Genomic DNA, 11,467 nt, shown 5'->3' with positions numbered 1-11,467 from the left:
AGCCCCGCGCGCCGGGGCCGGGGGGCCCTCTGCCGCTCTCCGCGCGCGCGCGCGCGCGGGGGGGGGGGGGGGGGGGGGGGCGGGGGGGGGGCGCCCCCCCCCCCCCCCCTTCGCGTGCCGCGGCCCGCGCGGCTACGGGAGCTCGTAGGTGAAGGCGTAGTCCACCGAGGTGTCGCCGTGACGGTAGACGAAGGAGCCCGAGCCGGCGAGACCGGTCAGGTCCGCCGTCGCCGATCCGGGGACGACCGAGAAGTGGCAACGGGTGCCGGTCACGTCGAAACTGCCCTCCTCCTTCAGGACGAAGGTGCCCTTGCGGCCGTCGACGGTGCCGGAGACCAGCTCCATGCCGGCGTAGGTGCCGACGTTGTCCCCCGTGTAGGAGATCGTGTAGGCACAGGTCGTCTCGGGGGCGGTGACGGTCCCGGTGAAGGCGTTCGTGACCGTCGCGCGGGCCAGGCGGGGGAAGGCGTCCACCGGGCCGACCGGGTGCTCCTCCCAGTTCTTGAACGTGAACCGGCCGGCGGCGGGGGTGGAGTCGGGCGTGGGCATGGGGGCTCCAGAGGAGGTGCGGACCTTGCGGGCCGTGCGGGTGGTGGGCGTGATCGTCCGAGGCGCGGGCGGTCCCGAGGACCGGCCCGCTCGCGGACGGCAACAGCCTGTCCGGCATACCTGACACCTCCTGTCAGGTATGCCGGACAATCGCTCCCATGCGCGCCGACCGGGTCCTCTCCCTCCTGCTGCTCCTCCAGAACCGCGGGCGGATGACCGCCCCCGAGCTCGCCGCCGAGCTGGAGGTCTCCGTCCGTACCGTCTACCGCGACGTCGAGGCGCTCGGCGCCTGCGGCGTACCCGTACACGCCGACCGGGGACCGGCCGGCGGCTTCCGGCTCATGGACGGCTACCGCACGCGCCTCACCGGACTGACCGACGCCCAGGCCGGTTCCCTCTTCCTCGCCGGGGTCCCCGGCCCCGCCCAGGACCTCGGCCTCGGCGCCGACCTCGCCGCGGCCCAGCTGAAGCTTCAGGCCGCCCTGCCCGCAGACCTCGCCGCCCGGGCCCGGCAGCTCCAGCAGTGCTTCCACCTCGATGCCACCGCCTGGTTCCGCGACGCCGACCCCGTCCCGTACCTCGCGCGGATCGCCCAGGCGGTGTGGGACCAGCGGATCCTGCGGGCCGACTACCGCCGCTGGGGCGGCCCGGTGCGGCGCGAGCTGTGGCCGCTCGGTCTCGTCCTCAAGGGCGGCATCTGGTACCTCGTGGCCCGGACCGCTCGATCCGCCGGGCCCGCCGGGCCCGCCGGGCCCGTTGGGTCCGTTGGATCCGTTGGGAACGTTGGGTCCGTTGGGCCTGCCGCATCAGGGGAGTCCGCCGGGTCGTCAGGGTCCGCCGGATCCGCGGAGTCCGCCGGGTCCGCCGCAGGCGTGGTGCGGACCTACCGGGTCGGCCGGTTCCTCGAGGTCGACGCCCTCTCCGATGGGTTCGAACGGCCCGAGGGGTTCGATCTCGCCGCCTACTGGCAGGAGTCCACCGGCCGGATGGACGCGGCCCGGTACCGGCAGACCGCCGTCGTACGTCTCTCCCCGCGCGCCCTGCGCCTGCTGCCGATGCAGTTCGGGGCGGCGGGTGCCCGCGCCCTGGCCACCGCGGGGCCGCCCGACGCGGACGGCTGGGTACGGGCCGAACTCGCCGTCGAGTTCGAGTCCGTGGCCGTCGGCGACCTGCTCCGCCTCGGCACGGAGTGCGAGGTGCTCGGGCCGCCCGAGCTGCGCCGGGCCCTCGCGGCGACGGTAGCGGCGCTGGCCGAGCGGTACGGCTGAGCGGTACGGCTGAGCGGACGGACCCCGCGGGCCCGGCCGACAAGATCCGAAAGAAGAGACTTAGACGCCCGCCGGGTCCTCGCGGACCTTGGCGGCCGCGCCGGGGCGGGGGACGTCGTCCACCGTCAGGCAGATGCCGAAGACGCGGTCGTGGCTCGTCCAGCCGTTGACGTGGCCGCGGTTGTTCGAGATCTGGACCCGGCGGCGCGGGACGTCCACCGCCGTCACCAGGTGCAGGTACACCGTGCCCGAGACCCGGGCCAGGACGATGTCCCCGGCCTCCAGCAGGGCGGGGACGACCGGTGCGACACGGACCCGTTGGCGGCTGAGGACGAGCGGGACCATCGACGTGCCGGTGGGGCGGAACTCCACCGTCGCGCCCTCGCGGACGCGGTCCGCCTGTGTGTCGAGCATGCCCATCGGGTCAGTGTGCCCAGGCGTCACCGTCGGGGGCATCGCGTTTTCCGAGGGCCCGGCCCTCATGAGGCCACCGGGGGTTCGACCTCGAGGAAGCGCCGGCGGCGCGGGCCGCGGTACAGGAGGCAGACCCAGCCGAGCGGTTCCAGCGCCGCCGCGCAGGCCGTCAGGCGTTCCTGCTCCTCCTCCGCCGCGCCGCCGCCCGGCGGCCCCAGCCAGGTCACCTCCACCCGCCCGTCCGCGGACGCGGCCAGCCGGTAGCCGGTCCGGATGCGCAGCCCCTGCGCGTCCTGCGCCGACGCGGGAAGACCCGACGCCTCCAGCACGAGGGCCACCGCGCGCGTCATCAGGCGCAGCTCCCAGGGAGCCGGCACCGCGGTCCCGGCCGGTCCGTTGACCAGGCGGCGGATCTGCAACAGGCCCTCGTACGCGGTACGGAGCTGCGCAGCCCGTCCGGCTTCGGGAGGCGGCGGGCCGTCCCCGCTCGCCGGTTCGAATCCCTGCCCGGGTGTGGCCACCGCACCTGCCCCCTCGTCCATCGTGCCTGCCCCTCGTCCGGCGCGCCGGTCCGCCGGTCCGCCGGCCCACCGGTGCGCCGCTCCGCCGGTGCACCAGGCACCGGTCCACCGGTCCACCGGTCCACCGCTCCGTCGGCCTGTCCACCCGCGGCCCGTAGCCCGTGGCCCATGGTCCACGTCTGAGTACGTCACACCCAACGGCCTGAGTATCCGCCCCGATTCCCCGCGGCGCTCCCGCTGATCAGATGGGGTCATGCCTTCCGACGCCGTCCTCGCCGACGCAGCCACCGCCGCCCAGCGGCCCGCGAACCGCCCGCGCGTGCAGCAGCACGTGACCACCGCGGGTGCGGCGCTGGCCGTGGCCCTGGTTCCGCTCGTGGTCGGCGTCCTGTTGGCCAAGGGGCTCGCCGCCGATCCGCACGCCCCTGTCAACGCCCTCATCGCGGGCGGCGGCCAGCGCGCCGGGCTGCCCCCGGCGGAATGGCGCCGACGCGGCCACGCCACGATGCGGCGACTGCGTACGGCCCGCCGGGGCACGGTCCGCCGCACGGTGCGGGGCTGCGCCTACGTCCGCGGCCGCCGCCCGGCCGGCAGCTGAGCCCGCAGCCAGGCGTCGGCGGCACCCGGGGACCGTAGCCGGACCACCCGCATCGGGGCGAAGAGCGGGTCTGCGGCCCGCCGCCCCAACTCCGCGCGACGGGACCCGTAGCGCGACCAGGCCCACCACGCGGGATGGTCGGCGCGCAGCCACTCGCGCCACCGCTCCCGGTTGCCGCCGAAGAGCGGCTCCCGCGACAGGCTGCGGCGCAGCGAGCGCAGCAGGACCCGCCGCATGACGACGCGGCGCGGGTGGTCCAGCCACACCACGGTGTCGGCCCGCCGCCACAGCAGATCGCGGACGGCCTCGGGCCCGGAGGAGTCGAGGATCCACCGCTCGCCCTCCGCGATCCGGGCCGCGTCCGCGGCGTAGGACGGGCTGACGGACCATCCCGGACCGGTGAAGTGGAGGGCGTCCATCTCGTGGTACGGCAGCCCGAGCCGCCGTGCCAGGTGCCGGGCCAGGGTGGACTTCCCGGCGCCGCTGATGCCGACCACGAGTACGCGCTGCATCAGCGGATCATAGGACCGCGGCCGCAGCCCCGTCGGGGCCGTCGTCAGGGGACGCGTTCCGTCGAGGGCCGGGGGCGGCGGACCGCGGGCCCCAGGGGCCGGACGGTCAGACGCCGAGCGGTTCCTGGAGCTCGGTGACCCACTCGTCGCGGTCCTCCGGGCAGGCCAGGGCCAGCTCGCGGGCGTACCCGCTGGAGCGTTCCCCGTTCGCGTCGATCCACTGGGCCAGTGCCTGCGCCGTCAGCAGGACGGAGTCCATCGAACCCCGGTGCACGACCGTCGCGGCCCGCTCGACGGCGGGCAGCACGACGATCCGGACGCCGCCCCCGAGGTCCTCGGCCCGCACCGATTCGGCCACCGGCAGCCCGGCGTGGACCAGGACGGCACCCGGGCGCGCCGGGTCCCCGGCGTCCTCGTAGTACGCGAGGCCCGGAGCGGTCGGCGTCACACCGGCGGCCTCGATGCGGCGGCACAGCGCTTCGTACAGCGGTCCGATGACCGGCGTGATGTCCTGCGGCTGGTAACTGCCCGCGATCCCGCTCAGTTCGGCGAGCCGTACGGGCGGAAGGCTCTTCACGACGATGTCGACGGAAGACATGGTTCCCTCGCTCTCGATGATCCGGAGCCTCGTCTCGACCTGGGTCAGCCGGGCCGCCGCGGCGGCCATGGCCGACTCCAGCTCCGACCGCCGCAGCCGCAGCATGCCGCGCAGTTCCTCCGAGCCCACGAGCTCGTCGAGTATCGACCCCACCTGGTCCAGGCTGAAGCCGAGCTCCTTGAGCGCGATGACACGGTTGAGGCGGGCGAGCTGCCCGGCCTCGTAGTAGCGGTAGCCGCTGGCGGGGTCGACACGGGCCGGGCGGAGCAGTCCGAGGGCGTCGTAGTGACGCAGCATGCGGACCGACACCCGGCCGTGCTTGGCGAAGTCTCCGATGGTGAACATGACGCCTTCCAGTGGAGGCCCTGACACGGTGTGAGGGTCAAGCCCGACCAGAATATGCGGGTGTTCCAGCAGCTCAGCGGCCGTATTGACGCAGGCACAGATCCACGATGGACGGCGGTACGGAACCGTCGGCCACCGCGCACAACTCGTCCAGGCGGGCCGGCGCGGCCGGCCGCCGACCGGAAGGGGCGGACGCGGCCTTGGGCGGGTGCGCGCGGCGCTGAGAGGCGGGTTTGGTGTGGCGCTCGGCGGCCGCCGCCCGGGGTGGCGCAACGGGGCGGCGGGCCTGCTCCTGCCCCGCCCCCGCTCCTGTCCCCGCTCCTGCCCCTGTCCCCGGCCGCGCGCCGGCAGCGTCCGGCGCCGGCGCCGAGGGTCCGGCGGGGAGCGCGCCGAGGGGCAGCCCGTGGGCATCGGCGGCGTCGGCCGCGTCGGAGGTGTCGGGCGCGCCGGCAGGCGGTACGTACCCGCGCGCGGGCACGTCGGAGACCTGCGGGCCGACCGACACGCACGACACGCAGCCGGCGCTCGCGAGGATGGCGAGGAGGGAGAGGGGCAGGACCCGGCGTAACTGCATCGGACCACCATGCCGCACGGCCGCCCCGGCCGGACTTCGCTGTCACGCGTGCGGGTGAGGGAATGCGGAATCGGGGGTGGACCCGGCGCGGGTGGCGGACGCTCCGCGGGCGCTGCCGAACCGATTCGGCAAGGCCGCTGCGATCGTTTCCGCCGCGCCGGGAGGTTTCACCGGTCCGGGAGGGCGCGTGTGTGGACGGGGGTGGACCGGACGGAGGATTCGGGACGGGTCCGGGACGGGAACGGCGTCGCGGATGCCGGGGGAGGCACGACCCCCGGCCCGCCGCGCTGCCGTGCCGGCTCGCGGGCGGGCCTTCCCGACGGCCCGGCGCCGTGACCGGGTGGGACTGCCCGGCCACGCCGCCGGCCGCCGATCGCCGGCCGCCGGGGACCGGGCCCGTGGGCGCGCCCGGGCAGAGGCCCAGGTGTCGACGCGGCCGCGCTCATCGGCGCGTACGGAGGCGCGTACGGGGCCGGCGGGGAGGCGGGCGCAAAGGCGTGCACGGAGGCCCGTACGCAGGCGCGTTCGGAGGGGCTCCGGGTGAGGGCGGGGGCGCCCGCCCCCCCCCGCGCGGGGGGGGGCGGGGGGGGGGGGGGGGCCGCGGGCCCCCCCCCCCCGCGCCCCGGCCCCGCCGGGGCGGCGGCCCCACGGCCCGCCCCGCCGCCCCGCCCGCCGCCCCGACCGCCGGCCCCCCGGGACCGGGCCGCCCCGGCGTCACCGCCGGGGCCGGGGTCCAGGGTGGTCTGGCCGGCCGCTGGCAGGCCCCTTCGCCTCGCGGCCATCGCCGGAGCGCCGGCCGCGCGGGGGGCGTCCGCTATGCGGACGGTCCGCAGCGCGATCCGGCCGCGGATCGGCCCTCCCTGAAAGGGTTTCGCCCAAGACGTCGCCTGCGCACCGGACGGATGGGATGCATCGGACATCCGGCTTGACCTGGGGCATCCCCGGGGGAAAGAGTGCGCCCGTCGAGCACCGCCGCCCGGATCGCGGACCGCGTCACGGTCCGCACCGTCGGCGGCAAGCGCCACCGCATGGCCCGCACTTCGGAGATGTCCCACATGTTCATATCCGTCCGCCCTTCACCCGCCTCGGCCGTGAGCGGCGGTTCCCTCGCCCCGACCGCCTACGGGGCCCTCGCCGCGGCACCCACGGCGCCCGCGGCCTCCGCAGCCCTGACCGGCGGCGGCCCGACCGGCGCCGCCCTGACCGTGCCGTCGGCGGGCGGCGGTGGCCTCGTGCCGGCCGCCGGTAGCGGTACGGTGCCGGTCGCCCGGCGGCGCAGGGCCTGACCGGCCGGGCGGGGGCCGCCGTGCCGGTCCCGTACCCGCCGGGAGACAACCATGTCCCCTGACCTCGATGAGAGCGGCACCGTGCCCGACGACCGGCTGCTCGTACGCCCCTACGTCGCCCCCTCCGTCCAGCCGGAAGGGCCGACGGCGCTCGCCTGGCCGCAGACCGGTCCGGTCTCCGTGGCGGCCCAGCTCGCGACCCCTTCCGCCGGATCCGAGCCTCCGGCCCCGGCCCCGCCTCCGCTCCTGCCGCGGGCCGCACCGGCGTTCGCGTCCGCCTCCGCCGTCCCGACCGGGTCACCGTCCGGGTCCCCGTCAGGGCCCCGGTCCGGTGGCGGCCGGCGCGCAGAGGGCGGCAGCCGGCTCCCGTTCGTGGCGCTCGCCCTGCTCGCGCTGAGCGCCGCGGGAGTGCTGGCGTGGCTGCTGCACGAGCCGGACGAGGAGCCACCGCGCGCCGTGGCCCCGCCCGGCCTGTCCGTGCCCGTGCTCCCGGCGCGCAGCCCGGGGGCGGGCGAGGAGCCGACGCCGAGCGCGGGTTCGGCAGCGTCGACCCGGTCGGCCGGGACGGCGTCGGCGCAGGCCACGACCGCCCCGCCCGCTTCCGGTACGCCGTCGGGCGCGGGCCGGAACGCCAAGTCGTCCGCCCCGTCCGGCGGGCCGCAGCCGTCGTCGGACGGCTCCGGAACCCTGCGCCCGGGGGACCGTGGGCCCGAGGTGCGCGCCCTGCAGGAACGGCTCTACGGGCAGGGGTTCACGTACGTCTCCCTCACCGGGGTCTACGACGAGCAGACCCGGCGCGGTGTCACCCAGCTCCAGCAGGACCGGAGCATCAAGGGCGACCCGCCGGGCGTCTACGGTCCGGCCACCCGGGCCGCCTTCGGGAGCGGCGGCTGAGGCCACGGGACGGCCCGGAGGAGGCCCGGCCCGGTGCCGGACGGACCCGGGCCGGACCTGGCCCGGACCGGACCCAGACCGGACCGGGTCCGGCCCGGACCAGCCGCAGACGGGCCGTCAGGCCCTCGCTCAGCGCCCGCCGGAAACCCGCAGGACGGTCCCGGTCGTGTAGGCGGCGTCCGGGGACAGCAGCCAGGCGATGGCCGCGGCCACTTCCTCGGGCTGCCCGGCCCGCCGGAGCGGGATCTCGGCGGCCTCGAGCGCCGGGCGGTCCGGGTCTCCCATGGCGGCGTGCATATCGGTCTCGATGATGCCCGGCGCCACCGCGTTGACCCGGATCCCGTCCGGGCCGAGCTCCTTGGCCAGCCCCAGGGTCAGGGTGTCGGTCGCGGCCTTGGTCGCGGCGTAGTGGACGTAGCGGCCGGGGCTCCCAAGGGTGGCGGCAGCGGAGGAGACGTTGACGATCGCTCCGCCGCCGGACGCGGCCATGTCCCGGGCGGCCCGACGGCAGCAGAGCAGGTAACCGAAGAGGTTCACGTCCACCACGCGGCGCAGGTCCTCGATCCGGGTGTCGGAGAGCCGCCCCGGGGCGCCGGTCACCCCCGCGTTGTTGACCAGGCCGTCCACGGCGCCGAACTCGGCCCCGGCGATGTCGAAGAGACGCTCGACGGCGTACTCCTCGGAGGTGTCCCCGCGGACGGTCACGCACCGGGCGCCGGCCGCCCGTACGCGCACGGCGGTGCCCTCGGCCGCCGTGTCGTCGTGGAGGTAGCCGAGAACCACGTCGTGCCCATCGGCGGCGAGCCGCACGCACGTGGCGGCGCCGATCCCGCGGCTCCCTCCGGTGACGACGGTGACCGGACGACGTGACATACGAGCCTCCTGTGTGACGCGGTACCTCTGTCGTGCCCGAGCCTATGATCGCCGGGCACGCGGGTGTCCACGGTGGCGGGGTCCGCACGCTCCCGTAGGCGGCCGCCGCGTCCTGCTCACCCGGCCCGGCGGGAGGCCGCAGGCTAGCAGCGGGAAATCTGATGGACCAGCGGAAATGGCCCGCCGCAGAGTGGCTGCTGCCGCTACCGGAAGCCGTCCCGGTCTGTGGCATTCCGACACCCACCGGAACCCAACGGCACCCGCAACACTCGCCGATACCCACCGCCACCCAGACACTCCGATGTCCCACACTCCGAGGAGCGCACCATGTCGACCTTGCGGGTCACCGCCGAAGAGCTCACCGTCCATCCCCACCCGAACGCCGACGCGTTGGAGCTGGCGCAGGTGGGCCTCTACCGGGCCGTGGTCGCCAAGGGCGCCTATCGCACGGGCGATCACGCGCTCTACATACCCGAACAGGCCGTACTCCCGGCCGCCTTGATCGAGGAGCTCGGGCTGACCGGACGCCTCGCGGGCGGTGAGGCGAACCGGGTCAAGGCCGTCCGGCTGCGCGGTGAGCTGTCCCAGGGCCTCGTCTGCCGGCCGAGCGCCGTGGCCGGCCTCGATCTCGCCCGTGCGGCCGAAGAGGGCGTGGACTTCGCCGAGTTGCTCGGCATCACCAAATGGGTCCCGCCCGTGCCGACGACCATGGACGGCGACGTCGAGGCCGCCGCCGAGTTGCTGCCGTGGGTGGACATCGAGAACCTCCAGCGGTACCCGGGCATCCTGGAGCCCGGCGAGCCGGTCGTCCTCACCGAGAAACTGCACGGCACCGCCTGCCTGTTGACGTACCTCGCGCAGGACGGCCGGGTACTGGTCTCCTCCAAGGGGTTCGGATCGAAAGGGCTGGCGCTCAAAGAGGACGAGCGCAACGTCTACTGGCGTGCCGTACGCGGCCACGGCGTGCCCGAGGCCGCCGCCCGGCTGGCGGCGCGGCTCGGGGCGACCAGGGTCGGCGTGTTCGGCGAGGTGTACGGCAAGGGTGTCCAGGACCTGGCGTACGGAGTCGACGTGCGGACGGCCGGCGAGGCGCCCGGGTACGCCGTCTTCGACGTGTCCGCCGAGATCGACGGTCTCGTGCGCTGGCTGGACCCGGCCGAAGTCTTCACCGACGGTGAACTCCCCTTGGTACCACGCCTGTTCGAGGGTCTATACGACCTCGACACGGTGCTGGAATGGGCGAGCGGACGGGAAACCGTGTCCGGGCGCTCCCTGCACCTGCGCGAGGGCGTCGTCATCCGCCCGGCGGTGGAACGCTACAGCCCGGTCGTCGGCGGGCGGGCCATCGCGAAGGCGGTCAGCCCCGCCTACCTGACGCGCAAGGGCGGCACGGAGTACGAGTGAGCGCACGACCGGGCATCCGGCCGGCCCCGGCCGGATGCCCGCGGCCACGGGCACGGCCACGGGCGACGCCGGCGGCCACGGGCACGGCCACGGGCGACGCCGGCGGGCACGGGCATGGCCACGGGTGACGACGGCGGGTGCCCGCGGTTCCGTCGGTGTCGCCGGTGCCCTCGGTGTGCCGCTCACGCGTGCAGGACGGCCGTCGCGATCTGGACGAAGGAGCGCAGGAGGGGGGTGGTGCCGCCCTGCTGCCAGGCCACGACCATGCGGCTCGGCGGCATGTCGACCAGCGGAACGACGGTGAGCCCCTCCCCGGGCTCGTGGTCCAGGAGGGTCATGCCGACCGTGCCGTTCCAGAGGACCGCCTGACGGCATTCCTGGACGGCGCGCACCACCGGGCCCTCGCGGGGTTCCCCGCCGTTCCAGTACGCCTGCCAGCCCCGGTCCGTGCCCTCCGGGAAGAGGAACCAGCGGCGGTCGGCCAGGTCGGCCAGCTTCAGGCTTTCGCGGCCGGCCAGCGGATCGTCCGCCCGCAGCAACGCTCCCACCGGGTCGGAGCGCAGCGCGTGCACGGTCAGGCCCGTCTCGTCGAACGGGCCGCGCGTCAGGGCGACATCGACCAGTCCGGCGCGCAGCCCGCAGGTCGGGTCGGTCAGACCGGTCTCGCGGATGCGCACGTCGACGCGCGGGTGCCGACTGCGGAAGAGGTCGGCCAGCCGGGTCACGCCCGCGTCGGAACTGTCGCCCAGGAGACCGACGGTGAGGGTCGCCGCGCCGGCCGCGGCCGCCACGCGCACGCGGACCAGGTCGGCCCGGCCGAGCAGCGCACGCGCCTCGTCGAGCAGCACCGACCCCACCGCGGTGAGTGCGACACCGGAGGGCGACCGGTCGAACAGCGCGGCCCCGAGCTCGGTCTCCAGCTGTTTGACCGCCCTGCTCAGCGGCGGCTGGCTCATGTGCAGCCGAGAGGCGGCCCGGCCGAAGTGGAGTTCCTCGGCGACCGCCACGAAATAGCGCAGCGTCCGTAGCTCCATGCGGCGACGATACCCGTACGGTATCGGCCTCGCCCAACAGGTCTTGGACGGCCGCCGTGCCCCGGAGGTGGAATCGGGGCATGAACATCGCGTACGGGATTCTCGCCGGCCTGCTGGCCCTCTTCTACCTCTACGGGGGCGGGGTGAAGGTGGTCCGGAGCCGTGAGCGGCTCCTGCCGATGATGGCCTGGGTGGACAGCACGCCCCTGCCGGCCGTCCGGGCCGTCGGAGCGGCCGAGGTGCTCGGCGCCCTCGGGCTGGTCCTCCCGCCGCTCACGGGCATCGCGCCCTGGTTGGCCCTGGCCGCGGCGACCGGCTTCGTGGTCCTGCAGATCGGCGCGACGAGGGTCCACCTGAGCCGGGGTGACCGCGAGGTCGGTCTCAACGTCACGCTCCTGACCGCCGCGGCGGTGACCGCCTGGCTGGCGACGGTCTGGCTGTGACCTCGGGTGACCTCGGGCGGCCTTGGGCTACCTCGGGCGAGGGGGGGGGGGGGGGGGGGGCCCGGCCGGCGGGGGGGGGGGGGGTCGCCCACGGGGGTTTTAATTTAGAGGTTGGGGGTGTTGGTGTTGGGGGCCGACCGGGGCGGCGGGGGGC

General features: G+C 75.7%; 14 protein-coding genes. 6 read left to right on the top strand and 8 right to left on the bottom strand.

The window, feature by feature from the left end:
* Positions 1-132: 132 nt before the first annotated feature.
* Positions 133-549: a DUF3224 domain-containing protein gene (locus tag ACWF9Z_RS06590; protein ID WP_453598127.1), complete on the bottom strand. Its 417-nt coding sequence runs from the start codon at positions 547-549 to the stop codon at positions 133-135.
* A 158-nt stretch (positions 550-707) separates the two neighbouring features.
* On the opposite strand from ACWF9Z_RS06590, the gene ACWF9Z_RS06585 reads away from it, so the two are divergent.
* Positions 708-1,817 (top strand): helix-turn-helix transcriptional regulator, encoded by a 1,110-nt coding sequence (locus ACWF9Z_RS06585; RefSeq protein WP_453598125.1) that lies wholly within the window; start codon positions 708-710, stop codon positions 1,815-1,817.
* Positions 1,818-1,877: 60 nt separating this feature from the next.
* Here the strand turns inward: ACWF9Z_RS06585 and ACWF9Z_RS06580 are convergent, their stop codons facing one another.
* Together ACWF9Z_RS06580 and ACWF9Z_RS06575 are read right to left on the bottom strand one after the other, a co-directional pair.
* A complete protein-coding gene (locus ACWF9Z_RS06580) occupies positions 1,878-2,237 on the bottom strand; it encodes a S26 family signal peptidase (RefSeq protein WP_453598123.1) in 360 nt (119 codons plus the stop codon).
* 59 nt (positions 2,238-2,296) lie between these two features.
* On the bottom strand, positions 2,297-2,773 hold the full coding sequence (locus tag ACWF9Z_RS06575) for a hypothetical protein (RefSeq protein ID WP_453598121.1): 477 nt from the start codon (positions 2,771-2,773) through the stop codon (positions 2,297-2,299).
* A gap of 232 nt (positions 2,774-3,005) precedes the next feature.
* Here ACWF9Z_RS06575 and ACWF9Z_RS06570 point away from each other — a divergent pair, with 232 nt between their 5' ends.
* The gene (locus ACWF9Z_RS06570) at positions 3,006-3,350 is read left to right on the top strand and encodes a hypothetical protein (protein WP_453598120.1); all 345 of its coding nucleotides are present in this window, start codon (positions 3,006-3,008) and stop codon (positions 3,348-3,350) included.
* Here the strand turns inward: ACWF9Z_RS06570 and ACWF9Z_RS06565 are convergent.
* The 3 genes from ACWF9Z_RS06565 to ACWF9Z_RS06555 form a co-directional block, all read right to left on the bottom strand.
* Entirely contained in the window at positions 3,317-3,862 is a 546-nt protein-coding gene (locus ACWF9Z_RS06565; protein WP_453598118.1) for an AAA family ATPase, read from the bottom strand. The genes ACWF9Z_RS06570 and ACWF9Z_RS06565 overlap by 34 nt on opposite strands.
* Positions 3,863-3,968: 106 nt before the next feature.
* Positions 3,969-4,805 (bottom strand): MerR family transcriptional regulator, encoded by an 837-nt coding sequence (locus ACWF9Z_RS06560; RefSeq protein WP_453598317.1) that lies wholly within the window; start codon positions 4,803-4,805, stop codon positions 3,969-3,971.
* Positions 4,806-4,878: 73 nt separating this feature from the next.
* Positions 4,879-5,379, bottom strand: a complete 501-nt coding sequence (locus ACWF9Z_RS06555; RefSeq protein ID WP_453598116.1) for a hypothetical protein — start codon at positions 5,377-5,379, stop codon at positions 4,879-4,881.
* Positions 5,380-6,332: 953 nt separating this feature from the next.
* On the opposite strand from ACWF9Z_RS06555, the gene ACWF9Z_RS06550 reads away from it, so the two are divergent.
* Positions 6,333-6,665 carry a hypothetical protein gene (locus ACWF9Z_RS06550; RefSeq protein WP_453598114.1) on the top strand — a complete coding sequence of 111 codons (333 nt, stop codon included), beginning with the start codon at positions 6,333-6,335 and terminating at the stop codon, positions 6,663-6,665.
* Between the two features lie 51 nt (positions 6,666-6,716).
* Positions 6,717-7,559, top strand: coding sequence for a peptidoglycan-binding protein (locus ACWF9Z_RS06545; protein WP_453598112.1), 843 nt, complete (start codon positions 6,717-6,719; stop codon positions 7,557-7,559).
* A gap of 129 nt (positions 7,560-7,688) precedes the next feature.
* On the opposite strand, the gene ACWF9Z_RS06540 is transcribed toward ACWF9Z_RS06545, so the two are convergent.
* On the bottom strand, positions 7,689-8,432 hold the full coding sequence (locus ACWF9Z_RS06540) for an SDR family NAD(P)-dependent oxidoreductase (protein WP_453598110.1): 744 nt from the start codon (positions 8,430-8,432) through the stop codon (positions 7,689-7,691).
* Between the two features lie 327 nt (positions 8,433-8,759).
* On the opposite strand from ACWF9Z_RS06540, the gene ACWF9Z_RS06535 reads away from it, so the two are divergent.
* Complete coding sequence (locus ACWF9Z_RS06535; RefSeq protein WP_453598109.1) at positions 8,760-9,836, top strand: RNA ligase (ATP); 1,077 nt, start codon at positions 8,760-8,762, stop codon at positions 9,834-9,836.
* Positions 9,837-10,018: 182 nt separating this feature from the next.
* On the opposite strand, the gene ACWF9Z_RS06530 is transcribed toward ACWF9Z_RS06535, so the two are convergent.
* The gene (locus ACWF9Z_RS06530; RefSeq protein ID WP_453598107.1) at positions 10,019-10,870 is read right to left on the bottom strand and encodes a LysR family transcriptional regulator; all 852 of its coding nucleotides are present in this window, start codon (positions 10,868-10,870) and stop codon (positions 10,019-10,021) included.
* 80 nt (positions 10,871-10,950) lie between these two features.
* Here ACWF9Z_RS06530 and ACWF9Z_RS06525 point away from each other — a divergent pair, with 80 nt between their 5' ends.
* Positions 10,951-11,313 (top strand): DoxX family protein, encoded by a 363-nt coding sequence (locus tag ACWF9Z_RS06525; protein WP_453598105.1) that lies wholly within the window; start codon positions 10,951-10,953, stop codon positions 11,311-11,313.
* Positions 11,314-11,467 lie beyond the last annotated feature (154 nt).

This window comes from Streptomyces sp. NPDC054961 (assembly GCF_053609145.1).
This window is presented reverse-complemented; position numbering and strand designations above follow the sequence as displayed.